Source organism: Buttiauxella sp. BIGb0471 (assembly GCF_024807715.1).
Lineage (GTDB): Bacteria > Pseudomonadota > Gammaproteobacteria > Enterobacterales > Enterobacteriaceae > Buttiauxella > Buttiauxella agrestis.
Genome location: NZ_JANUEU010000001.1, coordinates 1,000,243 through 1,026,965, shown reverse-complemented (window position 1 = coordinate 1,026,965; position 26,723 = coordinate 1,000,243). Strand labels below are relative to the sequence as shown.

Annotated in this window: 27 protein-coding genes and 1 other annotated feature; of the genes, 13 read left to right on the top strand and 14 right to left on the bottom strand. The window is 47.7% G+C overall.

The window, feature by feature from the left end:
• Positions 1-149 precede the first annotated feature (149 nt).
• Positions 150-245 (top strand) — a sequence feature (Trp leader region).
• A gap of 22 nt (positions 246-267) precedes the next feature.
• The 6 genes from M2371_RS04830 to M2371_RS04805 all read left to right on the top strand — a co-directional run bounded on the left by M2371_RS04830 (position 268) and on the right by M2371_RS04805 (position 7,374).
• Positions 268-1,830 (top strand): anthranilate synthase component 1, encoded by a 1,563-nt coding sequence (locus M2371_RS04830; RefSeq protein WP_259267035.1) that lies wholly within the window; start codon positions 268-270, stop codon positions 1,828-1,830.
• The gene (gene trpD, locus M2371_RS04825; RefSeq protein WP_259267034.1) at positions 1,830-3,425 is read left to right on the top strand and encodes a bifunctional anthranilate synthase glutamate amidotransferase component TrpG/anthranilate phosphoribosyltransferase TrpD; all 1,596 of its coding nucleotides are present in this window, start codon (positions 1,830-1,832) and stop codon (positions 3,423-3,425) included. The genes M2371_RS04830 and trpD overlap by 1 nt, the downstream gene beginning before the upstream one ends.
• 3 nt (positions 3,426-3,428) lie before the next feature.
• Positions 3,429-4,790 (top strand): bifunctional indole-3-glycerol-phosphate synthase TrpC/phosphoribosylanthranilate isomerase TrpF, encoded by a 1,362-nt coding sequence (trpCF, locus tag M2371_RS04820; RefSeq protein ID WP_172894065.1) that lies wholly within the window; start codon positions 3,429-3,431, stop codon positions 4,788-4,790.
• 7 nt (positions 4,791-4,797) lie between these two features.
• On the top strand, positions 4,798-5,991 hold the full coding sequence (gene trpB / locus M2371_RS04815) for a tryptophan synthase subunit beta (protein ID WP_034457050.1): 1,194 nt from the start codon (positions 4,798-4,800) through the stop codon (positions 5,989-5,991).
• The gene (gene trpA, locus M2371_RS04810) at positions 5,991-6,800 is read left to right on the top strand and encodes a tryptophan synthase subunit alpha (RefSeq protein WP_259267033.1); all 810 of its coding nucleotides are present in this window, start codon (positions 5,991-5,993) and stop codon (positions 6,798-6,800) included. The genes trpB and trpA overlap by 1 nt, the downstream gene beginning before the upstream one ends.
• A 172-nt stretch (positions 6,801-6,972) precedes the next feature.
• On the top strand, positions 6,973-7,374 hold the full coding sequence (locus tag M2371_RS04805; RefSeq protein WP_172894063.1) for an Exc2 family lipoprotein: 402 nt from the start codon (positions 6,973-6,975) through the stop codon (positions 7,372-7,374).
• 195 nt (positions 7,375-7,569) lie between these two features.
• Here M2371_RS04805 and ompW read toward each other — a convergent pair whose 3' ends face one another.
• The gene (gene ompW / locus M2371_RS04800; protein ID WP_172894062.1) at positions 7,570-8,202 is read right to left on the bottom strand and encodes an outer membrane protein OmpW; all 633 of its coding nucleotides are present in this window, start codon (positions 8,200-8,202) and stop codon (positions 7,570-7,572) included.
• Between the two features lie 275 nt (positions 8,203-8,477).
• On the opposite strand from ompW, the gene M2371_RS04795 reads away from it, so the two are divergent.
• Together M2371_RS04795 and M2371_RS04790 are read left to right on the top strand one after the other, a co-directional pair.
• The gene (locus M2371_RS04795) at positions 8,478-9,221 is read left to right on the top strand and encodes a YciC family protein (RefSeq protein WP_115628437.1); all 744 of its coding nucleotides are present in this window, start codon (positions 8,478-8,480) and stop codon (positions 9,219-9,221) included.
• A gap of 58 nt (positions 9,222-9,279) precedes the next feature.
• Positions 9,280-9,816: a septation protein A gene (locus M2371_RS04790; protein WP_034495724.1), complete on the top strand. Its 537-nt coding sequence runs from the start codon at positions 9,280-9,282 to the stop codon at positions 9,814-9,816.
• A gap of 59 nt (positions 9,817-9,875) precedes the next feature.
• Here the strand turns inward: M2371_RS04790 and M2371_RS04785 are convergent, their stop codons facing one another.
• The gene (locus M2371_RS04785; RefSeq protein ID WP_172894061.1) at positions 9,876-10,304 is read right to left on the bottom strand and encodes a glycine zipper 2TM domain-containing protein; all 429 of its coding nucleotides are present in this window, start codon (positions 10,302-10,304) and stop codon (positions 9,876-9,878) included.
• Between the two features lie 147 nt (positions 10,305-10,451).
• On the opposite strand from M2371_RS04785, the gene yciA reads away from it, so the two are divergent.
• Positions 10,452-10,844 (top strand): acyl-CoA thioester hydrolase YciA, encoded by a 393-nt coding sequence (gene yciA / locus M2371_RS04780; protein ID WP_034495727.1) that lies wholly within the window; start codon positions 10,452-10,454, stop codon positions 10,842-10,844.
• A gap of 50 nt (positions 10,845-10,894) precedes the next feature.
• Here yciA and M2371_RS04775 read toward each other — a convergent pair whose 3' ends face one another.
• From M2371_RS04775 to M2371_RS04750, 6 genes are all read right to left on the bottom strand, one after another.
• Positions 10,895-11,521 carry a LuxR C-terminal-related transcriptional regulator gene (locus M2371_RS04775; protein ID WP_259267032.1) on the bottom strand — a complete coding sequence of 209 codons (627 nt, stop codon included), beginning with the start codon at positions 11,519-11,521 and terminating at the stop codon, positions 10,895-10,897.
• A gap of 41 nt (positions 11,522-11,562) precedes the next feature.
• Entirely contained in the window at positions 11,563-12,084 is a 522-nt protein-coding gene (locus M2371_RS04770; RefSeq protein ID WP_172894059.1) for a fimbrial protein, read from the bottom strand.
• 14 nt (positions 12,085-12,098) lie between these two features.
• Positions 12,099-13,043 (bottom strand): fimbrial protein, encoded by a 945-nt coding sequence (locus M2371_RS04765; RefSeq protein ID WP_172894058.1) that lies wholly within the window; start codon positions 13,041-13,043, stop codon positions 12,099-12,101.
• 10 nt (positions 13,044-13,053) lie between these two features.
• On the bottom strand, positions 13,054-15,588 hold the full coding sequence (locus M2371_RS04760; RefSeq protein ID WP_259267031.1) for a fimbria/pilus outer membrane usher protein: 2,535 nt from the start codon (positions 15,586-15,588) through the stop codon (positions 13,054-13,056).
• An 81-nt stretch (positions 15,589-15,669) separates the two neighbouring features.
• On the bottom strand, positions 15,670-16,347 hold the full coding sequence (locus M2371_RS04755) for a molecular chaperone (protein WP_259267030.1): 678 nt from the start codon (positions 16,345-16,347) through the stop codon (positions 15,670-15,672).
• A 60-nt stretch (positions 16,348-16,407) separates the two neighbouring features.
• Positions 16,408-16,938, bottom strand: a complete 531-nt coding sequence (locus M2371_RS04750) for a fimbrial protein (RefSeq protein WP_259267029.1) — start codon at positions 16,936-16,938, stop codon at positions 16,408-16,410.
• Between the two features lie 416 nt (positions 16,939-17,354).
• On the opposite strand from M2371_RS04750, the gene M2371_RS04745 reads away from it, so the two are divergent.
• Positions 17,355-18,014, top strand: coding sequence for a helix-turn-helix domain-containing protein (locus M2371_RS04745; RefSeq protein ID WP_259267273.1), 660 nt, complete (start codon positions 17,355-17,357; stop codon positions 18,012-18,014).
• Between the two features lie 137 nt (positions 18,015-18,151).
• Positions 18,152-18,766 (top strand): winged helix-turn-helix transcriptional regulator, encoded by a 615-nt coding sequence (locus tag M2371_RS04740; protein ID WP_172894054.1) that lies wholly within the window; start codon positions 18,152-18,154, stop codon positions 18,764-18,766.
• A gap of 70 nt (positions 18,767-18,836) precedes the next feature.
• Here M2371_RS04740 and M2371_RS04735 read toward each other — a convergent pair whose 3' ends face one another.
• The 6 genes from M2371_RS04735 to M2371_RS04710 all read right to left on the bottom strand — a co-directional run bounded on the left by M2371_RS04735 (position 18,837) and on the right by M2371_RS04710 (position 24,881).
• Entirely contained in the window at positions 18,837-19,460 is a 624-nt protein-coding gene (locus M2371_RS04735; RefSeq protein ID WP_259267028.1) for a LuxR C-terminal-related transcriptional regulator, read from the bottom strand.
• A 41-nt stretch (positions 19,461-19,501) separates the two neighbouring features.
• On the bottom strand, positions 19,502-20,023 hold the full coding sequence (locus M2371_RS04730; RefSeq protein ID WP_259267027.1) for a fimbrial protein: 522 nt from the start codon (positions 20,021-20,023) through the stop codon (positions 19,502-19,504).
• A 14-nt stretch (positions 20,024-20,037) separates the two neighbouring features.
• The gene (locus M2371_RS04725; protein WP_259267026.1) at positions 20,038-20,988 is read right to left on the bottom strand and encodes a fimbrial protein; all 951 of its coding nucleotides are present in this window, start codon (positions 20,986-20,988) and stop codon (positions 20,038-20,040) included.
• Positions 20,989-20,998: 10 nt separating this feature from the next.
• Positions 20,999-23,533, bottom strand: a complete 2,535-nt coding sequence (locus M2371_RS04720; RefSeq protein WP_259267025.1) for a fimbria/pilus outer membrane usher protein — start codon at positions 23,531-23,533, stop codon at positions 20,999-21,001.
• Positions 23,534-23,614: 81 nt separating this feature from the next.
• The gene (locus M2371_RS04715; RefSeq protein WP_259267272.1) at positions 23,615-24,292 is read right to left on the bottom strand and encodes a molecular chaperone; all 678 of its coding nucleotides are present in this window, start codon (positions 24,290-24,292) and stop codon (positions 23,615-23,617) included.
• Positions 24,293-24,353: 61 nt separating this feature from the next.
• A complete protein-coding gene (locus tag M2371_RS04710) occupies positions 24,354-24,881 on the bottom strand; it encodes a fimbrial protein (protein WP_259267024.1) in 528 nt (175 codons plus the stop codon).
• A 400-nt stretch (positions 24,882-25,281) separates the two neighbouring features.
• On the opposite strand from M2371_RS04710, the gene M2371_RS04705 reads away from it, so the two are divergent.
• The gene (locus M2371_RS04705; protein ID WP_172894048.1) at positions 25,282-25,947 is read left to right on the top strand and encodes a winged helix-turn-helix transcriptional regulator; all 666 of its coding nucleotides are present in this window, start codon (positions 25,282-25,284) and stop codon (positions 25,945-25,947) included.
• A gap of 131 nt (positions 25,948-26,078) precedes the next feature.
• Entirely contained in the window at positions 26,079-26,720 is a 642-nt protein-coding gene (locus tag M2371_RS04700) for a helix-turn-helix domain-containing protein (RefSeq protein ID WP_172894047.1), read from the top strand.
• Positions 26,721-26,723: the final 3 nt, after the last annotated feature.

Genomic DNA, 26,723 nt, shown 5'->3' with positions numbered 1-26,723 from the left:
GGTGTGTTAATAAAAAGAAAACGCCGCTCATAATAGCGATATTGGGCAATAACTAAAAATCGCTATTGACTTTGATTCATTGAACTAGTTAACTAGTACGCAAGTTCACACGATAAAGGTATCTGAAAATGAAAGCGAACATCCTCATGCATAGCTGGTGGCGTACTTCCTGATAACGGGCAGTGTAATCGCTATGGCTGAAATTCAGCCCAGATACCAGGCCCGCCCAGAGCGGGCTTTTTTTTGAACAAAATATGAGAGCAGAAAATGCAAACACAAAAACCAGCGCTCGAATTACTCATCGGTGACGCGCCATATCGTGATAACCCAACAGCGGTTTTCCATCAGCTGTGCGGCGCGCGCCCTGCGACCTTGTTGCTCGAATCCGCTGATATCGACAGCAAAGATGATTTGAAAAGCCTGCTGTTAGTTGACAGTGCGCTGCGGATTACCGCTTTAGGTGACACTGTCACGATTCAAGCTCTATCTGAGAACGGTGCTTCATTACTCCCTTTGCTTGATGCAGCACTTCCTGCTGGAGTTGAGAACCAACATTCTCCGCAAGGCCGTGTCCTGCGCTTCCCGGCGGTGAGTTCCCTGCTGGATGAAGATGCGCGTCTGTGTTCGCTGTCGGTATTTGATGCCTTCCGCATTATGCAGGAACTGGTCGCAGTGCCGGAAAACGAACGCGAGGCGATGTTCTTCGGCGGTTTGTTTGCCTACGACCTGGTCGCTGGATTTGAAGACTTGCCTGCTCTCAAGCAAGACAACAACTGCCCTGATTACTGTTTCTATTTAGCTGAAACGCTGCTGGTCATTGACCATCAGAAAAAAAATACCCGTATCCAGGCGAGCCTGTTCACTCCGTCAGCTTCTGAAAAACAACGTTTAATTCAGCGTACGGCGCAACTGAGCAAACAAATGCAGCAAGAGCCTTCTGCGCTGCCGGTGCAAAAAGTGGAACGCATGACCTGCGAGTGCAACCAGAGCGATGAAGAATTTGGCGATGTGGTGCGCAAAATGCAAAAAGCGATCCGCATCGGTGAGATTTTCCAGGTCGTGCCGTCACGTCGCTTCTCACTCCCTTGCCCTTCTCCACTGGCCGCTTACCAGACGCTAAAAAAGAGCAACCCAAGCCCGTATATGTTCTTTATGCAGGACAATGATTTCACCTTATTTGGCGCATCCCCTGAAAGCTCGTTGAAATACGACGCGGATTCCCGTCAGATTGAAATCTACCCGATTGCCGGAACTCGCCCACGCGGTCGCCGCGCAGATGGAACGCTGGATCGTGACCTCGACAGCCGCATAGAGCTGGAAATGCGTACTGACCATAAAGAGATGTCCGAGCATTTAATGCTGGTAGATCTCGCCCGTAACGACCTGGCACGCATTTGCACCCCAGGCAGCCGTTACGTTGCCGACCTGACGAAAGTCGACCGTTATTCGTTTGTGATGCACCTCGTTTCCCGCGTTGTAGGCGAGCTGCATAAAGATCTCGATGTGCTGCACGCTTACCGCGCCTGCATGAATATGGGCACGTTAAGCGGTGCGCCAAAAGTTCGTGCGATGCAGTTGATTGCCAAAGCCGAAGGCGTGCGCCGTGGCAGTTACGGCGGTGCGGTCGGTTACTTCACCGCGCACGGTGATTTAGACACCTGCATCGTTATCCGCTCTGCCTATGTTGAAAACGGTATTGCTACCGTTCAGGCAGGCGCTGGCGTGGTGCTGGACTCCGTCCCGCAGTCCGAAGCCGATGAAACCCGCAATAAAGCCCGCGCTGTACTGCGCGCCATTGCCACCGCGCATCACGCACAGGAGATTTTCTGATGGCTGACATTCTGCTGCTCGATAACATCGACTCGTTCACTTATAACCTGGCCGATCAGCTGCGTGCCAACGGACACAATGTCGTTATCTATCGCAACCATGTTCCGGCGCAAACCTTAATTGAACGCCTGGAAACCATGGACAACCCGGTGCTGATGCTTTCCCCTGGCCCTGGCGCGCCAAGTGAAGCAGGCTGTATGCCAGAGTTACTGACTCGCCTGCGCGGCAAATTGCCGATTATCGGTATCTGCCTCGGCCACCAGGCGATTGTTGAAGCCTACGGCGGGTATGTTGGCCAGGCGGGTGAAATCCTGCATGGCAAAGCGTCGATTATTTCTCATGATGGCGAAGCGATGTTTGCCGGTCTGCCGAATCCGCTGCCAGTTGCCCGTTATCATTCTCTGGTTGGCAGCAACATTCCAGCAGGTTTGACGATTAACGCCCATTTCGATGGCATGGTGATGGCGGTTCGTCACGACGCTGACCGCGTATGTGGTTTCCAGTTCCACCCTGAATCTATTCTGACCACGCACGGTGCGCGTCTGTTGGAACAAACGCTCGACTGGGCGTTGCTGAAGTTAAAACAGGCCAACACGCTGCAACCAATTCTCGACAAGCTGTATAAAGCGCAAACCCTGAGCCGTGAAGAAAGCCACCAGCTATTTGCTGCGATTGTGCGCGGCGAGCTGAAGCCAGAACAACTGGCCGCTGCGCTGGTGAGCATGAAAGTGCGCGGCGAGCATCCAAACGAAATTGCCGGGGCGGCAACCGCGATGCTCGAAGCGGCAGCGCCATTCCCAAGCCCGGACTACCCGTTTGCCGATATCGTTGGCACCGGCGGCGATGGCAGCAACAGCATCAACATCTCGACCGCCAGCGCGTTCGTTGCCGCAGCCGTGGGCATGAAAGTAGCGAAACACGGTAACCGCAGCGTTTCCAGTAAATCCGGTTCTTCCGACTTACTGGCCGCTTTTGGTATTAACCTGGAAATGAGTGCTGATGCGTCGCGCAAAGCGCTGGATGATTTGGGTGTCTGTTTCCTGTTCGCACCGAAATATCACACCGGTTTCCGCCACGCGATGCCTGTGCGCCAGCAGTTAAAAACACGCACGTTGTTTAACGTACTCGGGCCGCTGATTAACCCGGCACATCCGCAAATGGCGCTGATTGGTGTTTATAGCGCGGAACTGGTGCTGCCAATTGCCGAAACCCTGCGCGTACTGGGTTACAAACGTGCGGCGGTGGTGCATAGCGGCGGAATGGATGAAGTGTCTCTGCATGCCACCACCCAAGTGGCGGAACTGAACGAAGGCGAGATTAAAAGTTACCAGCTTGAAGCCACCGACTTCGGCCTGCCCGCTTACCATCAGGATCAGCTTGCAGGCGGCACACCGGAAGAAAACCGTGACATTCTCACCCGCCTGTTACAAGGTAAAGGAGAGACGGCTCATGAGTCTGCGGTAGCGGCAAACGTCGCGATGTTAATGCGTCTTCACGGGCAAGAAGATCTCAAAGCAAACGCACAACGAGTGCTGGAAGTACTGCGCAGCGGTGCTGCGTATGACCGCGTCACAGCACTGGCAGGAAGAGGATAAGTCATGCAGGAAACCGTATTAAAGAAGATCGTCATTGATAAGGCGATATGGGTTGAAGCACGCAAGCAACAACAACCCCTGGCAAGTTTCCAGAACAACATTGTACCGGCGACACGTAATTTTTATCACGCACTGCAAGGTGCCCGAACCGCTTTCATTCTGGAGTGCAAAAAAGCCTCTCCATCCAAAGGCGTGATTCGTGATGATTTTGACCCGGCGCGTATTGCAAACGTTTATAAACACTACGCTTCTGCGATTTCAGTCTTAACCGATGAAAAGTATTTTCAGGGTAGTTTTGATTTCCTGCCGATCGTAAGTGACATTGTCACGCAACCGGTGCTGTGCAAAGACTTTATTATCGACTCGTATCAGATTCATCTGGCGCGTTTTTACCAGGCCGATGCCTGTCTGCTGATGCTTTCTGTGCTTGATGATGAGCAATATCGCCAGCTCGCGGCGGTCGCGCACAGCCTGAATATGGGCGTGTTGACTGAAGTGAGTAATGAAGAAGAGCTGGAGCGAGCCATCGTTCTGGGTGCAAAAGTCGTCGGCATCAATAACCGCGACCTGCGTGACTTGTCGATTGATTTGAACCGTACGCGCCAGTTAGCGCCGCGTTTAGGTCACGGCGTGACGGTGATTAGCGAGTCAGGCATCAGCAACTACGGGCAGATTCGTGAACTGAGCCATTTTGCCAACGGCTTCCTGATTGGCTCCGCCTTAATGGGCGAAGACGATCTCAATGCTGCAGTTCGTCGCGTCACCTTAGGGAACAATAAAGTCTGTGGACTGACGCGGGCGCAAGATTCCCGCGCCGCCTATGAAGCCGGTGCCATTTATGGCGGTCTGATTTTTGTTCCTTCGTCACCCCGCTTTGTCAGCGATGAAACCGCTGCAACGGTTATCGCCGCTGCACCGCTGAAATACGCAGGGGTTTTCCGCGATACGCCGCTTTCGGAAGTGCTGCAAAAAGTGGAGAAGTTCTCGCTCAATGCCGTACAACTGCATGGCGATGAAAACCAGGCCTATATCGACGAACTGCGCGTTGCCCTTCCTGAAAATGTACAAATCTGGAAAGCGCTGAGCGTGAAAGACACTTTGCCAGCTCGTGATTTAAACCACGTCGATAACTACCTGTTCGACAACGGCCAGGGCGGCAGCGGGCAACGGTTTGATTGGTCACTCCTTGCAGGACAGAATCTGGACAACGTGATTCTGGCTGGCGGACTGGGTGCGGATAATTGCATTGAAGCAGCGAAAACGGGCTGCATCGGTTTAGATTTCAACTCAGGTGTCGAAAGCGCGCCGGGTATTAAAGATGCTAACAAGCTGGCTGCCGTCTTCCAGACGCTGCGGGCTTACTAAGGAAAATATCATGACTTTACTTAATCCCTATTTTGGTGAGTTCGGTGGCATGTACGTGCCGCAAATCCTGATGCCAGCACTGCGTCAGCTGGAAGAAGCCTTTGTTGCTGCGCAAAGTGATGCAGAATTTCAGGCTGAATTTAACGATTTACTGAAGAACTACGCGGGCCGCCCAACGGCGCTGACTAAATGTCGCAACCTGACGGCTGGCACCAAAACCACGCTGTATTTAAAGCGTGAAGATTTGCTGCACGGTGGCGCGCACAAAACTAACCAGGTTCTCGGCCAGGCGCTGCTTGCTAAGAAAATGGGCAAGACTGAAATCATCGCCGAAACCGGTGCTGGTCAACATGGTGTGGCTTCTGCCTTAGCCAGCGCCCTGCTTGGCCTGAAATGCCGTATTTACATGGGTGCTAAAGACGTTGAGCGCCAGTCGCCGAACGTGTTCCGTATGCGTCTGATGGGTGCGGAAGTCATTCCGGTACACAGCGGTTCTGCGACGCTGAAAGATGCCTGTAACGAAGCGTTGCGCGACTGGTCTGGCAGCTACGACACCGCGCACTACATGCTCGGCACCGCGGCAGGTCCGCACCCGTTCCCGACTATCGTGCGTGAATTCCAGCGCATGATCGGTGAAGAAACCAAAGCGCAGATCCTTGAAAAAGAAGGCCGTCTCCCTGATGCGGTTATCGCCTGTGTCGGCGGTGGTTCAAACGCCATTGGTATGTTTGCTGATTTCATCAATGACGCTAAAGTCGGTCTGATTGGCGTGGAGCCTGCCGGACACGGTATTGAAAGCGGTGAACACGGCGCGCCACTTAAGCATGGTCGTGTGGGCATCTATTTCGGTATGAAATCCCCGATGATGCAAACCGACGAAGGTCAGATTGAAGAATCTTATTCAATTTCTGCCGGTCTGGACTTCCCTTCTGTCGGGCCGCAACACGCGCACCTGAACAGTATCGGTCGTGCCGATTATGTTTCAATTACCGATGACGAAGCACTCGAAGCCTTCAAAACGCTGTGCCGTAGCGAAGGGATTATCCCGGCGCTGGAGTCTTCCCACGCGCTGGCTCACGCACTGAAAATGATCAAAGAGAATCCGGAAAAAGAACAACTGTTGGTGGTGAACCTCTCTGGCCGTGGTGACAAAGACATCTTCACCGTTCACGACATTTTGAAAGCACGAGGGGAAATCTAATGGAACGTTATCAACACGCTTTTGAGCAGTTACAGGCACGTAAAGAAGGCGCTTTTGTTCCCTTCGTCACGCTGGGCGATCCGTCACCTGAGCAGTCGCTGAAAATTATCGACACGCTGATTGAAGCCGGGGCCGATGCGCTGGAATTAGGCATCCCATTCTCTGACCCGTTGGCCGATGGCCCAACCATTCAGAATGCGGCACTGCGTGCATTTGCCGCAGGGGTAACGCCAACGCAATGCTTTGAAATGCTGGCCGTGATTCGCCAGAAGCACCCGACGATTCCAATCGGTCTGCTGATGTATGCCAACCTGGTGTTTAGCCGCGGTATTGATGAGTTTTACGCGTTGTGTGCCAAAGTGGGTGTCGATTCGGTATTGATTGCGGATGTGCCAATCGAAGAGTCTGCGCCATTCCGCCAGGCTGCAATGCGCCACAACGTCGCGCCTATTTTCATCTGCCCGCCAAATGCTGATGATGCGCTGCTGCGTGAAATCGCGACACATGGCCGTGGTTACACTTACCTGCTTTCTCGTGCAGGCGTGACCGGTGCTGAAACCCGTGCGCAGTTACCGCTTCACCACCTGGTGGAAAAGCTGACTGAGTTTGGTGCCGCACCTTCACTGCAAGGCTTTGGGATTTCCGAACCTTCGCAGGTTAAGGATGCAATTGACGCCGGTGCTGCGGGCGCAATTTCTGGCTCCGCGATCGTGAAGATTATTGAGAAAAACCTGGATAAACCCGATGTGATGCTCAGTGAGCTAAAAGCGTTTGTGCAGAGTTTGAAAGCCGCGACTCTGGCCGCGTAAGTCCCATAAGGCCGGAGCAATTCCGGCCTTTTCTTCACAATTCATCCCACCATGAAATAATTTCAAGAAAATACATTCATCGTACAAATGTAAAGTTAGATAGATTTAGATCAATCTTTGTAAGCGCACCTGAATCTAATCTGGGGCTCTTTTCATTCCCTGGATTATTTTTATGCGTAAAACACTGATTCTGATAGCTATTGCAACCACGCTTGTTGGGTGTGCTAAAACTGTCCCTATGCGTCATTCCTACCACTACGCCACGCATCAATCCTCTGAGCTTAACGGCAACCTGGTCAGCAGACCTGATGCGACAGCTCGTCTGAATCTCCATGTTTTCGAAGAACTGTATAATTCCGGCAAAGTCGATCGAGCCGCAGGCATCAGCGAAGAAACCGCACTGCAAAAGGCGGAACTGATCAAAACTGCGAACCTGGGAGCTACGCAGAAAAAGTCCTTCTCTAATGCGCCACAGGCCGCTTCTAGCATCGAACCTGGTGAAGCTAAGGATGCAAAGTTATGGGCAGAAGAGTTACGCGAAACCTATCTTGATGGATATCGTGGTGTTCAGTGATTGGCGAACCTGTTCGTAGGTCGGATAAGCGCAGCGTCATCCGACACCTCTGATGTAAATGGTGGATGACGCTTACGCTTATCCACCCTACAAAACCCGTTTGTCAGTCAGGCTGACAAGGTCATATAAACAGCGATGTGCGGAGTAAAAGATGCAAAAGCTGGCCGAGTAATGACCAGCTTTTGTGAAGGACATTTAGAAGCGATAACCCGCCGAGAACATAAACACCCACGGATCGATACGCGTATTAATGTTCTGCTGCTCGCCAGCGGCTTTAAACTTCACTTCAGTGTCGATATCCATGTACCAGACCGACATATTCAACAGCCAGTTTGGGTTAATCATATAATCCAGACCCACCTGACCTGCCGCACCCCATGAATCTTTCACGCTGAGATCGGTTAAACCTGCATTTTTACCGGTCTGATTAAAATCGGTATCAAAGAAAGTGGTGTAGTTAATCCCCACGCCAACATACGGGCGCACTTTGCTTTTCGAATTACCAAAGTACCACTGCGCCATTAATGTCGGTGGCAGTTGGCTCACCGTTGCCAGGTTTCCTGTTGGGCCTAAACCTACGTGATGACGGAACGGTGTCGCAGCCAATAGCTCGATACCGATGTTATCCGTCACCATATAATCGAATGTCAGTCCCAGTTGAGTATTGTTACTGATATTAAAGCCGCCCATGCCAAGCACACTGTCAGAACCTTCCGTAGGACGCACGGTGGCAGAACCCGCACGCATGAAGAACTCACCTTGTTGGTGCGCCAACACCTCGCCCGACAAACAGCTTAATGCAAGTAACGCCACAGATAACTTTTTCATAGCCCTCTCCTTGTTATGGTTTTATAAGCGGGCTGAATATACTCACTTTTGGGTACAAAGTGATCTAACCACGATCACACTTCGCTGGCTAATTTAACATTTAATGATCTGGATTAATTTTTCGGCATTTTGTGTAAATATCGACTTACCCACTCCAGATCAATTTTTCACATTGACAGTAACTTACTTTCACCACGCATCTTGTCGGTGCCAGCGTCCGTCATCCGGTGTACAATTCCCGCTGATTTTTAACCGAGCAACATCAAGGAGAGTGCATGTCTATCACGGCGGGTTCTGTGTACCGTGACACGGGGAATTTTCTACGCAATCAGTTCGTTACTGTTTTACTGATTGCCTTGCTTTGTGCCTTTATTTCGGTTGTTATCGGTCACGCTTTTTCACCTAGCGATGAGCAAATGTCTATCCTTAGTGAAGGGGATAATTTATCGAATAGCGTTGGGCTATTTGACCTTGTGCAAAACATGACACCTGAACAGCAGCAGATGCTTCTTAAAGCCTCTGCGGCATCAACGTTTGCAGGTTTGATTGGTAACGCTATTCTCGCGGGTAGCATTTTGGTTCTCATCCAGATGGTGAGCGCCGGGCAGCGCGTCAGCGCCCTTCGTGCCATTGGCACATCGGCTCCCGTGTTGCCTAAAATCTTTGTTCTGATGTTCCTGACCACTTTTGTTGTGCAAATCGGAATCATGTTGGTGGTAGTGCCGGGGGTGATATTTGCGATTCTGCTCTCTTTTGCACCGGTGATGGTTGTTCAGGATAAAATTGGGATTTTCCAGTCACTGCGCAGCAGTATGCGCCTGGCCTGGGGAAACATGCGTCTTGTCGCCCCGGCGGTTATTAGCTGGTTACTGGCGAAAACGGCCCTTTTGATGCTTGCATCTTCATTTGCGGCGCTCTCACCCGCGGTTGGCGGGGTGATTGCAAACACGATAAGCAACCTTATTTCTGCTGTGTTGCTCATCTATTTATTCCGCTTGTATATGCTGGTTCGCCAATAACATTCACCTGCTCCTGAGCGGCAAATTAACGCTCAGGAGTCATTTTACGGAACAGATTATGAAGCAGTTTCTCGACTTCCTGCCGCTGATTGTTTTCTTCGCATTTTATAAAATGTACGACATCTATGTGGCGTCTGGGGCGCTTATCGTCGCCACCGGTTTTGCGCTGGTCTACAGCTGGTACAAATTCCGCAAACTGGAAAAAATGGCGCTGATCACTTTCCTGATGGTTGCCGTATTTGGCGGCCTGACGTTGTTCTTCCATAACGATGAATTTATCAAATGGAAAGTCACCGTGATTTATGGCCTGTTCGCCGCTGCCTTGCTGATTAGCCAGTGGGTGATGAACAAACCATTGATTCAACGCATGCTTGGGAAAGAGATTTCACTGCCGCAAACGGTGTGGTCCCGTCTGAACATTGCCTGGGCGCTGTTCTTCATTGCCTGTGGCGCGCTGAATATTTACGTGGCGTTCTGGCTTCCACAGAGCGTTTGGGTGAACTTTAAAGTGTTCGGTCTGACCGCTGCGACATTGGTCTTCACCCTGCTGAGCGGCGTCTACATCTATAAGCACATGCCGCAAGAAGAGAAGTAGTCCCCCTCCAGAAATGCAAAAACCCGCTCCGGCGGGTTTTTTTATGCTCGAACATTTTATTACGAGGATTTATCCACGCTGGTGTTGTTGCCAGAGGTGAGAATGCGCACTTTATCTCCCTTATTAAACGTGATGCGTCCATCGTAACTCTGCGTAACCTGGATAATCTGCCCCGCATCGGTTTTGATCGTCAAATCCACCTGCTGGGCGTTTTGCTGTTGGCTCTGGCGGTTACGTGAAACCTGAGCGCCTGCAACGGCACCCGTCGCCGTCATGATGGTTTTCCCTGAACCGCCACCAAATTGGTTGCCAATGGCGGCCCCTGCAGCCCCTGCGGCGACGGTGCGCAGCGGATGGGAACGGGTTTGGCTGGTGATGATTTGCGCTTGTTGCACCACACCATATTCCACCAGCGTTTTCGTCCCGGCAAAACTGGACTGGCTGGATAACGCAAGCAAGCTGACAAAGATAAGTAAGTATTTCTTCATATTGGTTACAGTGTCGATTCAAAGTGAGCCTGATTCTGCCAGTCCCCGCCAAAACCCCTTTAGACATTAATGCTACTTAGTGACGCGAACGCCCTGGTCGTATTAAACTTAAGTTAAAGAATTTCAATTATTATTTCAGGAAGACAAATGACCCAGCAAGACGCTCCTGCCGGAGAACTGGTTTTACGCACCCTGGCAATGCCCGCCGACACCAACGCGAATGGCGATATTTTTGGCGGCTGGCTAATGGCGCAGATGGATATGGGCGGCGCGATAATGGCGAAAGAAATCGCTCAGGGTCGAGTGGTAACGGTTCGGGTCGATGGGATGACGTTTCTCAAACCTGTCGCCGTTGGAGATGTGGTGTGCTGCTACGCGAACTGTATAAAACGTGGGAACAGTTCCATTACAGTGAACATCGAAGTCTGGGTGAAAAAGGTTTCATCCGAGCCAATTGGGCAGCGTTATAAAGCCACCGAGGCTGTATTTATCTATGTCGCTGTTGATACAGAGGGCAAACCGCGCCCTATTCCTCGCTAATGCTATCAACCCCCAATGCGCCTGAACGCGCATTGGGGGAGTGATTAATATTAATCCATAAATAAATGTACCGGTGGACTATGCTTTTCCAGATTATTAAGAAAATGCAATAAATCGCAATCCGAACTAAGATTAAACTTACTCATCATCAAGCGCTTATGGGCGCTGACTGTTTTGACATGAATCCCTAATAAATATGCAATATCAATAATGTCATTACCCCGTAGCAAATATTTTGCGATCGTCATTTGCTGCGGGGTTAGCGTGCGATATTTGCATTTCAGGCATTTTTTACACGGCAATAGCTCAGGGTTTTCAATATTATCTTTCCACCCTTGCACAACCTGTTTCCGCGCTGTGTTTAAAGGTTCGGAACGGTTTACAAATACAATATTTTTAATACACAGCGGCAACTTTTCATGATAAGGAGACTTATCGCCGTTGTAGATGCCAATAATCAACCCGGGTTTACTACGATACTTTAGCATGGGCTGGCAGATATACTCCGCGCCAGCCACAAAGCTTTTCACAATAACATCAGCCTGAATAGCATTTGCTTTAGTAAGAAAATTAAACTGCACCGACTCTTTTTGTTCTTCAAGAAATATCTCTTCGAGAAATATTTCCATTCCGTTCCGATACAGTGCGTCCTTGTCATCGATGGCAATATTTAACATCTTTTCCTTTCTCAGAATGCTATTTGACCAAAAATAAGATCTTACTGATATGTAAATACAACGCTGACCGCAGCACTAAACGTTCCACCCGTAGCATTTTCAGAAGGGCTGAATATTCTGGCCGAAAGCGGGAAAATTGCCCGCCGCGTTGAATTATCCACTGCCACTGTCATTTGACTGGCATTACCGTAAACAACCGAATGGTCGGTATTGGTCATCTGCAAGGCGCTATTTTCTGCCGTTCCTTGATTTTTAAATGCGGTCGGGTCGGTACTGTCAACCACACCGGTAAACGTTGCCGTTGCTGATTGAGTGGCAGCTGGACACTGGGTTAATAACAGCTGGAAGTCTTTCCATATAGGATTCCCGCCTGGCTGATTAAGGTTGTTTGCAATGGCTTGCCCTAAATCCACTTGTTTCGAAACAGTGTCGGTGTCCACCACGCACGGTGAGGCCACCACGCGCCCGGTGACGCTGATGTTAACCGGGTCAGCAGCACTCGCCTCGGACGAACAAAGCAGTGATATTCCCGTTAACATCAGAGCAGCAATGGTCTTTTTCATGATAATTACCGCCCTTATTGATAGGTTAATTGCAACGTGGCATTAGTACTTGCATCGCCAGCTGTTACCGTAGTTTTAGTCTGAATATACCGCGCCTTCAGAGGGAAAGTTTCCACACCACCAAGCGAGTTTTTCAGCACAATTGCGTCGTTCAGTACTAAAGGCACATCGTTATAAAGAAGCTGAATTCCTACACCGCTGGCAACATCGCTCCCGCCCTGGTTATTAAGGGCTAATACGCTGGCATCTGAACTGTCTGGATTTTGCGTGCCATTTAGCGAAACATTAATATTTGCGCCCGCATCACAGTCTAAACCCAGATTTTGCGTGGTGCTCACATCAGGTATAAAACCAATGGTATTACCAAAAGCTGAAACAGGAATATCACCCAACGGGAAGACTAAATTAGGCGTTCTTATTGAACAGGCCACCTGAGTCACACTTCCTCCAGCCAAATTAATTTCCCGCATTGTTCCACCATCATCAACAACCGTTTGATGTGCTACCGTTCCTGGTTGTAAGGAACCTGAGGTAATTTCTCCTGTTTTAACAAAAACCAAATTATAATCCACTCCAGGCCAAACATTTACGTTTCCGTTGAAGCCTGGCATCCCCATAGTAGTTGTATTTGACTGGATGTTGTAAACTCTTACATGAGTATCAGCATTTTCCAGGTATATACCCACACCCGGAAGATTCGTCTGATATATCCCCGGAGATATAGCTATCGCCCCCAGGTAATCAAAACTTGAAAACCTTGTTCCTGACGGACTGCAAATAGCCATTATTGCTTGTATTTGCGTGGTTCTGAATGAACCAATAATGGTTCCCACAGGTGCATCGCGCTGAACAATCATATTGCCCGGTGAAATGGTGGATATATCGTTTGTTCCTGTTACACAGGCAGCACTGGTATAACCAGAAAATAACAACGCAATTAAAACCAAATAGTATTTCATTAATAAATCCTCAACGACACACTGCATCAAACTGCGTAATGGATGCATCATTTTTTGACTCAGGCAATACGGTGTTAACCCGGCAAATTTGCGTTGCGTCCTCACCCCATTTCACAGTGAAATCGAGGTTGTTGCTCTGGCCGGTTAAATAAACCTGCCCGTTATCACCGACAATAAAGCCATGGTTATCAGCGTCTTTATTATTCATTGAAACAATGGCGCCAAATGGAACAGGTTCGCCATTACTGCGTTTAAGATTAATAAGTGCCCTTTGCCCAACGTTAGCTTGATAAACGGCACGCACCACCGCACCACGAGTCGGTACCACGGTTTTGGTGGTCAATTCCAGCTCAACGTTATCCGGCATACTGGAGGTATCGAAACTGATGTCATTTTTACGGAATGGCGTCATATTGCTCACCACGGTGTAGCCACGATAATCTGTTTTCACCCCATTCTGGTTCAACACGCCAACACTAGCAGCACCTGGTGCTTTCACTAACGCGATGGTTTCACCGAAAGGTTGCGCCAGCGTGATGCCGTCACTATGAGCAAGCACACCACCGGATATTCCATAGTTCACGCGCTGTGAATGCTGATCGTAGCTGTAGCCCGCGAGCGCTTCACCGTAGGTTCCCCGGTAATCGGCGTTCATATTCCCGGTGTAGCCAACATCGTTGGTGCCGTAGCCCTGCTGCACATTCCAGCTCAGTGCATTACCTGGTAACGCGAGACCACTGACACCGACATTATGGGTGGTATTGCCGCGCTTACTGGTATTCATGCTGTAGTTAGCCCAGCTGTTTGGCAGGAAGCTTGACAACGGCACGCTGATATTCAGGGAGACCAGTTGGTCGTTCGTGTAAATTTTCCCGCTATTACTACCATTGGCCGTCGAGTTTTTACTCCACGTGTAACCCAGGCTGTAACTGACACTATTCCAGGCGTTGTTATAGCTCGCGCCATACGATTCCATGGTTTTATTAATATTCCAGTAATCTTCACGGATGGCCGACAGCGTCATGGCCCCCATGTTTTTACCCAGCGCCTGGCTCAGGGTCATTTCCGCGCGGTTGCGACGGCGGTCCTGGATAAAGTCTGAATCGCTGTAGGTATCGAGTATTTCCTGCATGCTATAGAAGCCAGAGGTGGAATAACGATAACCCGCAATCGCAAAGTTGGTTCCGGTATCGGAGAAGTTTTTGCTATAGCGAACACGCCATGACTGCCCGTCTGTTTTCAGACCGTCTTTTGGCCTTGACCAGCCTTGCGTCACATCCGTAGAAATCGCGCCAATATCGCCGAGGTTTTTACCCAATCCCAGCGCTAATGACTGGTAGCGGCTCGATTCCTGCAAACCGCCATAAATCGTAAAACCATGCGGCAAACCATAGATTGCCGTGCCCTGCGCCAGTGGTGTTTTTTCCACGCTGCTGCTGTACGAGCGATACTGACCGCCCGTCAGGCTGTATTTAAACCGCCCTTCACGCTGCAAAACTGGCACCGACGCGAAGGGCACCACCAGGTATTGTTCGCTTCCGTCCGCTTCTTTTATGGTGACATACAGATCACCGGAGCCGCCGGTCGGGTACATATCGGTAATTTCAAACGCACCCGGTGCGACGTAGCTTTGATAAATAACGTAACCGCTCTGGCGAATAATGACCTGCGCATTGGTACGCGCAATTCCGCGCACCACAGGGGCGTAACCTTTCAGGCTATCCGGCAACATATCGTCGTCAGAGGCGAGTTGACCGCCACGAAACGGAATACTGTCGAACACATCCGCAGGTGTGGAGCTGTCGCCCAGCGTCATCTGACTTTTCAGTGCAACCACATCACGCTGGGCGTAGGTGTAAACCGTGTCCCATTTGTCTTTGCCGTCACTGTCGCGATTCCATGTGGTGTAGTTGCGCAGGCGCCATGCACCGTAGTTAATGCCCGGTCGCAGGTTGGCATACTGGCTGTTACTGTTCTCACCATTGCGCACGAATGTGTTATTACCGCTGACGCTGTAGTTAAGCAGCAATGCGTTTATGCCTTCATCCCACAGTTCGGGCGCAACATAGCCGCGCGCCTGCGCGGAAAGTGCTGCCTGAGGAATACTCAACAACAATTGTTGGGAAGAAAATATAAACTCCGCTGACGCGAGGGGAATAGCAGCAAGATTGGCACATTCCGCATCGGCTTTTATTTCCGGGAACAGCGCTGTTTTCACGCCGTAACTTTGTAAAACACCGGCAGACAAACAAGGTTGAAGTTTTGCCTCTCCATTACCTTCTTTGACTAATTTAAACGTAATATCCCTGGTGTCGACAATTTGATTGTTAAGAACAATATCAACGCGATAAATACCGGGAGCTTGTTCTCCCTCTTCAAAAGCAGCAAGATCGGCACCTTGTGAAGAAGGGTTATTCACCTCGAGCAATGCCGGGTTAAAATAATCGCGAGACTGCGCTGTTTCACTCATTCCTGAACAGGCCAGTGCGACACACCAGGCGAGATGGGTCGATCGTAATTGAAGACGATTGTTTGCTTTCATCATTAACTTCCTGCCTGTATACATCAGGCTATATAATTCTGGTCCGTACTACCCTGTACGTCCGGGAAGTATTTATTCGGTTTATTAAATTGAGGCGTTATGTGCTTCGCCGGTGCCGCCATAATCACTGATTAATTTAAAACTTAACGCGCCAGATGAAACTCCAGCGGGTAAATTAAAACGGGCAGAACTGCCAGGTGCGACAAATGTCACCTCCGGCACAGCTTTACCGCCCACCGTAATCTGGTTGAAATTCATGTAATAATTGGTTGGGTTAGTCACCTGCACCTGGTTACCGACTTTCTGCCAGGTCAATTGTCCGGCTAATTTTTCCGGTATCTCTTTCTTTAACGATTCCGGGCGATAAATTAATTTAATGCGCGTTTTCACCGCCACCTGGAGGGTATTTTCCTTTTTAGGTGCAGAAGGGATCGATTTTATATTTAGCCAGAACATTGATTCTTTATTATCCGGCAAATTACCCGCACGCACGACGCGCAATATATTCTGTTGGCCGTTATCTAAACGAAACAGAGGCGGCGTGATAATAAAGGGAGCTTTCTCAGCGCCACCTGATTGGGTGTCAATCCATGACTGAATAAGATATGGCACAGAATCGGGATTATTGACGCTCAGTGAAGCTTCCTTTTTTCCGCCGTCATAAATTACCCGGGTTCCACCAATCACAACGCCGGCATTGGCTGCAGAAATAGCCGTGCTGGCTATCACCAGGGCAATTAACGTTTTACTCACAAAATTCATTTGATACCTCATTAAAAAAGGGCCGGGAAATCCGGCCCCCTTATCATGTCTGTGCGGATATTAGTTATAAACAACAGAGAAGCTGGCTACAGAGTTAGCCGGGCCAGCCGTCACTGTTGCTGCAGTTGATTTATACTGAGCGTAGAAATCCAGAGTGTTGTCAACAGTACTAGACAGTCCGTAGCGATAGCTGTTTTCGCCATGCATTGGCAACTGAACTTTGTCAGCAGACATCAGGTTGATTGCAACACCCGTTGCAGCGCCCGGCGTGGTGCTGTCGATAGCCAGCAGAGTAGAATCGCTCACTTCTGGTTGACCGTCGAAACGCACGTGTGCCTGGTTTACTGTTGAAGGGCAGTTTTTCAGTACGATAGAGAATTTCTTAGCCGCAGTTACAGCACCCTGAGAAGTGAATTCAGACTTATTGTATGCACCCAGTGCAACAGTCTGGTTCAGAGAAGCCACGTCAACAGTACACGCTGCATCCAGAATTTCACCGGTGAAATTAACTGAGCCTGCAGTAGCCAGCGCATTAGAAGCGGATACAGCAGAGATAGCAGCAACAACAACAGCGATTAAATTCTTTTTCATTACGTTTTCCTTTATATATTTATTTGACGTTTTATTCAGGCAAAACAAGCCCTATTCATTATCGAGAGATAATGAAAATATATCGTCAGGTTTTCCATGCATCATCATGTTATATGTACAGCGAAATATGATATGTCACACATGAAGTAAAGTTGAATTACTTGATTAATATCTGACTCGATGTACCTGGTGTTAACCATAAAAACCGAATCTATATTAATAATCAACTTTTGAATTTCATATCATTTCGCTGTCTGAATCAATTTTCATCAAATCACACATTAAACTCAAGGTATTTCTCGGTCTACATTTAGACCGAGAAAGCAATACTATAATTACGAGCTGACTTGCCATAATGCTGACTCAAATATCAAACCATCACCAGGAACAATCCATTCATGGCGGAGTTAGCACCTATGCGTACAATACAAAAATCAGTAATTTCAGCAGATTGCACAAACAGACAAGATAAACCTAATTCTCACATACAGAATTTGATTGATTGCTTTAAGCCTTACGCGGAAATATTTGAAACAAATAATAAACAAATTTTTAACTATAGTGATCGGGACGAGAATACCATTTTCATTCTGCTTGAAGGCAGCATTTCGCTTTATCGTAAGCATGACAACATGATTCTTAATTCAGAATCAGCACCTTTTATTTTTGGAATGAGCCAGCAAAGCACCTCACCAGAATACCTCTTCTTGCGTACTCAGGAGCCTTGCCTGATCGGCACGCTCTCACTAAAAGAGGCCCATCATTTAATAGGTGAAAATAAACTTTGGGAAAGCCTCGCAAAATTGTTGATTTATACCATTGCGCGCGTCTATGCACATTGCGCTAAAATTTCACAACTTTCTGCCTATGAAATTATTCGTTATCAACTCCTTGAGTTGATGAATGAGAGCCCAGAAATTCGCGATAATACGACTGCGGCTAATTACATTATTAGCCGTACATTTCTGTCGCGCAGTGGCACGATGCGAATCCTTGCTGAGTTAAGATCAGGTAATTACATCATCATTGAGAAAGGAATATTACACGGAATTAATCACCTGCCCTTAAAATACTAACATATTGAACAATATAGAAATAACCGGAAAACATCTATGTCAACTCTATTAGAGTCAAGTTAGAATGAGCTATGCTATATTCTAGCAATACCATGGCATCACTTATGCTGTGATTCAGTGCCTAATGAGGGAGCAATATGAGAAAGAGTGAAGAGTTCTCACCGTATACAGAGGAATTCATTAATAAAGTGAGTCCCTTCGTGACATTTCAGCTCTATCCTCCAGGGCACAGCTTCCCCTTCGAGCATAACGGAGTACGCAATTGCTACCTGGTTCGTACAGGCAGCGTGTCGTTTTATCGCGCTGGCGATGTCTTGATTGGTGGATGGCATTCCCCATGCTTTATCGGTTTTGGTAGATTCGAAGTAGCTGCAACCCTCTACTTCAAAAGTAATGAGCCTAGTGAAGTTGCGATAGTAAGCCGTGAAGAAATTTTTGACATTATAGAGAAGAACAATTTATGGCAGCTTCTCTCGATACATATGGAGTTTGTTTCCGACAGGTTGCTGCATTATGCAAGTTTGATTAATGCTCCCACTGCCTACGAAATCATTTGCAAACAGTTAATCGCGCTGTTAAACGAACCTGAATCTCTCAGGGAGTCTATCACCGCTGAAAAGTATATTCGGATTAAAACGCATCTCTCGCGCAGTGGCGTGATGCGTATTCTTTCTGCGCTAAAAGCCGGGGAGTATATTGTGATAGAGGATGGGATACTGAAGGAAATTCGCCATTTGCCGGCAAAATATTAATACTAGATGATTTTGCGTCCTATATTTGCACATAAAAAACCGGGCTTTCACCCGGTTGCGATTTAAAAAATCAGGGAAATAAATGTACTGGCGGATTATGCTTTTTCAGGTTACTAAGAAAATGTAACAACTCGCAATCCGAACTAAGATTAAATTTACTCATCATCAAGCGCTTATGGGCGCTGACTGTTTTGACATTAATTTCTAACAACTCTGCTATATCAATAATATCATTACCCTGCAGTAGATACTTTGCAATCATCATTTGCTGTGGCGTTAACGAACGATATTTGCATTTCAGGCATTTTTTACACGGCAATACTTCAGGGTTTTCAATGTTATCTTTCCACGCTTGCACAACCTGTTCCCGCGCTGTGCTTAATGGCTCGGAGCGATTTATAAATACAATATTTTTAATACACAGCGGCAATCCGTCGTGATAAGGAGACTTGTCGCCACTATAAATACCAATAATCAGCCCAGGTTTGCTACGATATTTGAGCATGGGCTGGCAAATGTACTCCGCGCCAGCCACAAAACTTTTCACAATAACATCAGCCTGAATAGCATTTTTTTTAGTGAGATAATTAAAATGTACCGGTTCATTTTGTTCCTCAAGAAATACCTCTTCGAGAAACATTTGCATTCCGTTCCGGTAAAGTGCGTCCTTGTCATCAATGGCAATATTTAACATCTTGTCCTTTCTCAGAATACGATTTAAGCCAAAATAAAATCTTACTGATACGTAAATTCAACGCTGACCGCCGCACTAAATGTTCCACCTGTCGCTCTCGCAGCAGGGCTGAATATTCTCGCAGAAAGCGGGAATATTGCCTGCCGCGTTGAATTATCAACTGCCACTGTCATTTGGCTGTTTTTTCCGTAAATAACCGAGTGGTCTGTATTAGTCATCTGCAAGGCGCTATTTAATGCCGTTCCCAGATTTTTAAATGCGGTCGGGTCGGTATTATGAACCGCGCCGGTAAACGTTGCCGTTGCTGATTGAATAGCTGTCGGACACTGGGTTAATAGCAGCTGGAAATCCTTCCAGATGGGGTTCCCGCCGGGTTGATTAAGGCTGTTTGCAATAGGTTGCCCTAAATCAACTTGTTTCGAGACGGTATCAGTATCCACCACACACGGTGTAGCCACTACTCGCCCTGTGACGTTGATATTAACCAGGTCAGCGGCGCTGGCTATACCGGCATAACACAATGCTGCTCCCGAGAATATCAAAGCAGTAATGGTCTTATTCATGTTAATGACCGCCCTTATTGATAGGTTAATTGCAGCGTGGCACTGGTACTCGCATCACCAGCCGTTACCGCTGTTTTGGTCTGAATGTATCGTGCTTTCAGAGGGAAGGATTCCACACCGCCCGTTGAATTTTTCAGTACAATGTTATTATTCAATAATAAAGGCACGTCGTTATAAAGAAGCTGAATCCCTATACCACTTGCAACATCATCCCCCCCCTGGTTATTAAGTGCTAATACGCTGGGATCAGAACCGTCCGGGTTTTGAATACCATTTAGCGAGACATTTATATTGGCACCCGCATCACATTGCAGGCCCAGGTTTTGGGTTGAACTCATGTCTGGCGTAAAGCCGATGGTATTACCAAATGTTGAAAGCGGAACCTCACCTAATGGAAAAACTAAATTAGGTGTATTTATTGAACAGGCTACCTGCGTAACGGAACCGCCCGCCAATTGGATTTCACGTATAGTACCACCATCATCTACAAGCGATTGATGGCCAACTCTACCTGGTACTAAGTTACCTGAGCTAATATTACCCACTTTATAAAACTTGAGAACCTGAGGATTTCCCGACCAAAGATTCGTTATAGTCCCGGAACTCATAGCTATATCATACGTTTTCGGTGGACTCTGCATTGTCGATTGACCGCCCGTCAAACCGACAATACTTAATCCTACGCCTGGAATATTGGTGGAATACACATTGGGAATAAATGTTGGCAGCCCGCCCATATAATCAAACTGACCGATTGCTTTGCCTCCCAGGGCAGTGACACAAGTCGCCTCCAGAACTTCGGCAGCTTGTGTAGGTACAGTGGCAATTAGCGCACCTACAGGCGTATCACGCTGAACAACGATATTTCCTGCACTAACAACAGATAGCCAGTTATTCAATGTCTGGCATGCAGCACCGGCCATACCAGAAAATAATAACGTCATAATTAAAGCAAAATATTTCATAGCGAATTCCTTAATGACACACGGCATCAAGCTGCGTAATGGAGGCATCATTTTTCGGCTCAGGTAATACGGTGTTAACCCGGCAAATTTGTGTTGTGTCCTCACCCCATTTCACCGTGAGATCGAGCTTATTACTCTGGCCGGTTAAATATACCTGTCCGTTATCACCAACAATAAAACCTTGGTTAGCGGTGTCTTTACTATTCATCGAAACAACGGCGCCAAATGGAACGGGTTTACCATCAGTTCTTTTTAGAGTGATAAGAGCTCTTTGCCCAATACTCGCTTGATAAACCGCACGCACTACGGCACCACGTGTAGGAATCACCGTTTGCGTGGTCAATTCCAGCTCAACGTTATCTGGCATGCTGGCGGTATCGAAACTGATGTCATTTTTACGGAATGGCATCATATTGCTCACCACGGTGTAGCCGCGATAATCCGTTTTCACTCCGGTCTGGTTCAACACGCCAACACCGGCAGCACCAGGCGCTTTAACTAACGCGATGGTTTCACCGAAAGGCTGCGCCAGGGTAATGCCGTCGCGGTGAGCAAGCACACCACCCGATATACCGTAGTTCACGCGCTGGGAATGCTGATCGTAGCTGTATCCCCCGCTGACTTCACCATAAGTGCCACGGTAATCAGCGTTCATATTCCCGGTGTAGCCAACATCGTCCGTGCCGTAGCCCTGCTGCACATTCCAGCTCAGCGCGTTACCTGGTAACGCAACACCATTGATACCGACATTATTCGTGGTGCCACTCTGCTTACTGGACGTCATGCTGTAGTTGGCCCAGGCATTCGGCAACAAGCTTGATAACGGTACGCTGATATTCAGGGACACTATCTGATCGTTGGTATAAATTTTCCCGTTGCTGCCGCCGCTTGCCGTTGAGTTTTTACTCCATGTGTAACCCAGACTGTAACTCACACTGTTCCAGTAGTTGTTATAGCTCGCGCCATACGACTCCATGGTTTTATTCAAATTCCAGTAATCTTCACGGATAGCCGATAACGTCATGGCCCCCATGGATTTACCCAGTGTCTGACTCAGGGTCATTTCTGCGCGATTACGACGACGGTCGATAATTAAGTCCGAGTCGCTGTAGGAGTCGAGCACTTCCTGCATGCTATAGAAGCCAGAAGTTGAATAACGATATCCGGCAATCGCAAAGTTGGTGCCGGATTCGGCAAAGTTCTTGCTATAGCGGACACGCCATGACTGCCCGTCGGTCTTCAGACCGTCTTTTGGCCTTGACCAGCCTTGTGTCACGTCCGTAGAAACCGCGCCAAAATCACCGAGGTTTTTACCCAATCCCAGCGCTAGTGACTGGTAGCGGCTTGACTCCTGCAAACCACCATAAACCGTAAAACCATGCGGCAGGCCGTAAATTGCCGTGCCTTGCGCCAGCGGCGTTTTTTCCACGCTGCTGTTGTATGAGCGATATTCTCCCCCCGTCAGGCTGTATTTAAACCGCCCTTCACGCTGCAAAACCGGCACCGACGCGAAGGGCACCACCAGGTATTGTTCGCTGCCATCGGCTTCTTTTATGGTGACATACAGATCACCGGAGCCGCCGGTCGGGTACATATCGGTAATTTCAAACGCACCCGGTGCCACATAGCTTTGATAAATAACGTAACCGCTCTGGCGAATAATCACCTGCGCATTGGAACGCGCAATTCCACGTACCACAGGAGCGTACCCTTTCAGGCTGTCCGGTAACATATCGTCGTCAGAGGCAAGCTGGCCGCCACGGAACGGAATACTGTCGAATACATCGGAAGGTGTTGAGCTATCACCCAGCGTCATCTGGCTTTTCAAAGCGACCACATCACGCTGCGCGTAGGTGTAAACCGTGTCCCATTTGTCTTTACCGTTACTGTCACGATTCCATGTGGTGTAGTTGCGCAGGCGCCATGCACCGTAGTTGATGCCCGGCCGCAGGTTGGCATACTGGCTGTTCGAGTTCTGGCCATTACGCACAAAAGTGTTATTACCGTTTACGCTGTAGTTAAACAGCAACGCGTTAATCCCTTCATCCCACAGTTCGGGCGCGACATAGCCGCGCGCCTGCGCGGAAAGTGCTGCCTGAGGAATACTCAACAACAATTGTTGGGAAGAAAATATAAACTCCGTTGACGCGAGAGGAATAGCGGCAAGATTGGCACATTCCGCATCGGCTTTTATTTCCGGGAACAACGCTGTTTTCACGCCGTAACTTTGTAAAACACCGGCAGACAAACAAGGTTGAAGTTTTGCCTCTCCATTACCTTCTTTGACTAATTTGAAAGCAATATCCCTGGTGTCGACAATTTGATTATTAAGAACAATGTCAACACGATAAATACCGGGAGCTTGTACTCCCTCTTCAAAAGCAGCAAGATCGGCACCTTGTGAAGAGGGGTTATTCAGCTCGAGCAAAGCCGGGTTAAAATAATCGCGTGACTGCGCCATTTCGCTCATTCCTGAACAGGCCAGAGCAATACACCAGGCGAGATGAGTCGATCGTAATTGAAGACGATTGTTTGCTTTCATCATTAACTTCCTGCCTGTATATATCAGGCTAAATAATTCTGGTCCGTACTGCCCTGTACGATCGGGAAGTATTTATTCTTGTTATTAAATTGACGCGTTATGAACTTCGCCGATGCCGCCAAAATCACCGATAATTTTAAAACTCAGCGGCCCAGATGAAACACCTGCGGGTAAGTTAAAGCGTGCTGTACCGCCCGGAGCCACAAAGGTCACCTCCGGCACAGCTTTACCGCCCACCGTAATCTGGTTGAAATTCATGTAATAATTGGTTGGGTTAGTCACCTGCACCTGGTTACCGACTTTCTGCCAGGTCAATTGTCCGGCTAATTGTTCTGGTACCTCTTTCTTTAACGCTTCCGGGCGATAAATCAATTTAATGCGTGTTTTCACCGCCACCTGGAGTGAATTTTCCGCTTTAGGCGCTGAAGGGATCGATTTTATACTTAACCAGAACATTGATTCTTTATTATCTGGCAAATTTCCCGCACGCACGACGCGCAATATATTCTGTTGACCGTGATCTAAACGAAACAGCGGCGGCGTGATAATAAAGGGAGCTTTCTCAGCGCCACCTGATTGGGTGTCAATCCATGACTGAATAAGATATGGCACAGAATCGGGATTATTGACGCTCAGTGAAGCTTCCTTTTTTCCGCCGTCATATATTACCCGGGTTCCACCAATCACAACGCCGGCATTGGCTGCAGAAATAGCCGTACCGGCTATAACCAGGGCAATTAACGTTTTACTCACAAAATTCATTTGATACCTCTGTAAAAAAGGGCCGGGAAATCCGGCCCCCCTTGTCATGTCTGTGCGGATATTAGTTATAAACAACAGAGAAGGTGGTTGAAGCGTTAGCTGGACCAGCCGTCACTGCAAGTGCAGTTGATTTATACTGAGCGTAGAAATCCAGAGTGTTGTCAACAGTACTAGACAGTGCGTAGCTATAGCCGTTTTCGCCATGCATTGGCAGCTGAAGTTTGTCAGCAGACATCAGGTTGATTGCAACACCCGTTGCTGAACCACTAACATTGTCAATTGCTAACAGTGTAGAGTCAGTCAGGTCTGGCTGGCCGTCAAAACGTACGTGAGCCTGGGTTAAAGCTGCAGGGCAGTTCTTAAGAACGATAGAGAATTGCTTAGCCGCTGTCACAGCACCCTGGGCAGTGAATTCAGACTTATTGTATGAACCCAATGGAACTGTCTGGTTCTGAGAAGCCACGTCAACAGTACACGCTGCATCCAGAATAGTACCGGTGAAATTCACGGTGCCCGCAGTTGCCATTGCATTTGAAGCAGATACAGCGGAGATAGCAGCGACTACAACAGCGATTAAATTCTTGTTCATTACATTTTCCTTTATATATATGACTCTATATCCAGGCAAAACAGGCCCATTTCATTATTGAGAAATAATGAAAAATATATCGTCAGGTTTTCCATGCATCATCATGTTATATGTACAGAGAAATGTGATACGAGAAGTAAAGTTGAGTTACTTCACTAATACTCAACTCGATATTTTGGCGTTATCCATAAAAACCGAATCTATATTAAGAATCAACTTTTAAGTTTCACATCATTTCCCTGCTTGAATCAATTTTCATCAAATACCGGATCAAACTCAAGGTGTTTTTCGGTGTAATTTTACACCGTAACATTTATTCACTTAATAAATCTTATTAACCATAATGCAGCCGTAAATAGCAAAGCCAGGAATGTTCCTGGTCACCAGAGAGATAATGTAAATGTCTGTATCTGAACAACAAAACCCGTTTTTTACAGATGAAATAAACATCTTAAACAAAAAGCCGACGTCTGAAATTGAGGTATTGATCTCACACCTCAACCCTCTTTCTAACAAATTAGAAACAAAATCACGCCAAATTATTAACTATATTGAAGATGAAGAGCGCAAGTGCTTCCTTTTGCATAAAGGAAGTGTTTCGCTTTATCGCAGTATTGATGGAATGGTATTAAATACAGAGTCAGCTCCCTTTGTATTTGGTATGAGCACACAACTGACCGTGCAAGAATATCTTTATATCCGAACTCATGACGAGGCTGAAATCAGCTGGTTGCCGCTTCAGTTAGCCAACGAAATTATTTCAAAGAACAATTTGTGGGAGTGTCTGGCACGTTCGTTAATTTATACCGTCTCAAGGGTTTATGACCATTGCACTAAGATCTCGTCCCTTTCTTCGTACGACATTATTCGTTATCAACTCTATGAGTTGATAAGTGAGACGGAGGAAATCAGAAAGAGTGTCAGCATTGCTAACTATATACAAAGCCGAACGTTTTTATCGCGCAGCAGCATTATGAAAATCCTGGCGCAGTTAAAGGCAGGTGGTTACATCGTAACTGAACGAGGATGCTTGCTCGGCATCAATAACATTCCTTTGAAATATTGAAGCGCTGCGCATCAATATGAACACAATATATCCATTGGTTAATTAAGCAGTAATTGTTACAAAAACGATAATCATTTCATCTGTTTATATGCTAATTTTTATTAAACGGTTTTGACATGACATGTGCCGATATGAAAGATTCTTCTGACGATATTTTCACCACGACGATTCAAATTCAGGCAACTTTCGATCTCATCGATGTGCTGAGCCCTTTTGTCACATTTGAAAAGGTCCCCTCACAGCGCAGGCTTTACTACACGGTAGATGGGGTAAAGATGTGTTACATCATTCGGTCTGGCCTCATCAAAGTGTGCCGGAATGCGGATGAGTTTGTGATGGCAACTCTACCAACACCTAATATCGCTGGAATCACCGATATGATTCCTGATACTAGCGGGGTGTATCTGGAGTTACAAGACGAAGCAGATATCGCTATCCTTACCACTGCCCACGCACAACAACTGATAGCTGAAACAAACTCCTGGGAACTGCTCGCCAAACATATTACGAAGGTCACTACCAACCTGTTTAATAACAATATTATTATGACGGCACCCACGACCTATGAAGTCGTGAAGTTCCACTTAATCATGTTGATACAAGAGCCAGCGAGTGTGCGGGAGAAAACTTCTGCCGTGAAATACATTCTTGAGAGAACACGACTGTCACGCAGTACGGTGATGAAAATGCTCGCACAGTTAAAACAAGGCGGGCATATCCAACTTGAGGACGGAATTCTGGTCACGTTGAATCATTTACCCGCCAGGTATTAACGT

Bases quoted from the DNA above. Each gene is read 5' to 3' on its own strand.
- trpA (WP_259267033.1), top strand. From the start codon at position 5,991: ATGGAACGTTATCAACACGCTTTTGAGCAGTTACAGGCACGTAAAGAA.
- M2371_RS04705 (WP_172894048.1), top strand. From the start codon at position 25,282: ATGTCTGTATCTGAACAACAAAACCCGTTTTTTACAGATGAAATAAAC.
- M2371_RS04770 (WP_172894059.1), bottom strand. From the start codon at position 12,084: ATGAAAAAGACCATTGCTGCTCTGATGTTAACGGGAATATCACTGCTT.
- M2371_RS04760 (WP_259267031.1), bottom strand. From the start codon at position 15,588: ATGATGAAAGCAAACAATCGTCTTCAATTACGATCGACCCATCTCGCC.
- trpCF (WP_172894065.1), top strand. From the start codon at position 3,429: ATGCAGGAAACCGTATTAAAGAAGATCGTCATTGATAAGGCGATATGG.
- M2371_RS04830 (WP_259267035.1), top strand. From the start codon at position 268: ATGCAAACACAAAAACCAGCGCTCGAATTACTCATCGGTGACGCGCCA.
- M2371_RS04710 (WP_259267024.1), bottom strand. From the start codon at position 24,881: ATGAACAAGAATTTAATCGCTGTTGTAGTCGCTGCTATCTCCGCTGTA.
- ompW (WP_172894062.1), bottom strand. From the start codon at position 8,202: ATGAAAAAGTTATCTGTGGCGTTACTTGCATTAAGCTGTTTGTCGGGC.
- M2371_RS04775 (WP_259267032.1), bottom strand. From the start codon at position 11,521: ATGTTAAATATTGCCATCGATGACAAGGACGCACTGTATCGGAACGGA.
- M2371_RS04755 (WP_259267030.1), bottom strand. From the start codon at position 16,347: ATGAATTTTGTGAGTAAAACGTTAATTGCCCTGGTGATAGCCAGCACG.
- M2371_RS04700 (WP_172894047.1), top strand. From the start codon at position 26,079: ATGAAAGATTCTTCTGACGATATTTTCACCACGACGATTCAAATTCAG.
- M2371_RS04785 (WP_172894061.1), bottom strand. From the start codon at position 10,304: ATGAAGAAATACTTACTTATCTTTGTCAGCTTGCTTGCGTTATCCAGC.
- M2371_RS04745 (WP_259267273.1), top strand. From the start codon at position 17,355: ATGCGTACAATACAAAAATCAGTAATTTCAGCAGATTGCACAAACAGA.
- M2371_RS04725 (WP_259267026.1), bottom strand. From the start codon at position 20,988: ATGAAATATTTTGCTTTAATTATGACGTTATTATTTTCTGGTATGGCC.
- M2371_RS04805 (WP_172894063.1), top strand. From the start codon at position 6,973: ATGCGTAAAACACTGATTCTGATAGCTATTGCAACCACGCTTGTTGGG.
- M2371_RS04720 (WP_259267025.1), bottom strand. From the start codon at position 23,533: ATGATGAAAGCAAACAATCGTCTTCAATTACGATCGACTCATCTCGCC.
- yciA (WP_034495727.1), top strand. From the start codon at position 10,452: ATGACCCAGCAAGACGCTCCTGCCGGAGAACTGGTTTTACGCACCCTG.
- M2371_RS04750 (WP_259267029.1), bottom strand. From the start codon at position 16,938: ATGAAAAAGAATTTAATCGCTGTTGTTGTTGCTGCTATCTCTGCTGTA.
- M2371_RS04730 (WP_259267027.1), bottom strand. From the start codon at position 20,023: ATGAATAAGACCATTACTGCTTTGATATTCTCGGGAGCAGCATTGTGT.
- M2371_RS04715 (WP_259267272.1), bottom strand. From the start codon at position 24,292: ATGAATTTTGTGAGTAAAACGTTAATTGCCCTGGTTATAGCCGGTACG.
- M2371_RS04740 (WP_172894054.1), top strand. From the start codon at position 18,152: ATGAGAAAGAGTGAAGAGTTCTCACCGTATACAGAGGAATTCATTAAT.
- M2371_RS04765 (WP_172894058.1), bottom strand. From the start codon at position 13,043: ATGAAATACTATTTGGTTTTAATTGCGTTGTTATTTTCTGGTTATACC.
- M2371_RS04795 (WP_115628437.1), top strand. From the start codon at position 8,478: ATGTCTATCACGGCGGGTTCTGTGTACCGTGACACGGGGAATTTTCTA.
- trpD (WP_259267034.1), top strand. From the start codon at position 1,830: ATGGCTGACATTCTGCTGCTCGATAACATCGACTCGTTCACTTATAAC.
- M2371_RS04790 (WP_034495724.1), top strand. From the start codon at position 9,280: ATGAAGCAGTTTCTCGACTTCCTGCCGCTGATTGTTTTCTTCGCATTT.
- M2371_RS04735 (WP_259267028.1), bottom strand. From the start codon at position 19,460: ATGTTAAATATTGCCATTGATGACAAGGACGCACTTTACCGGAACGGA.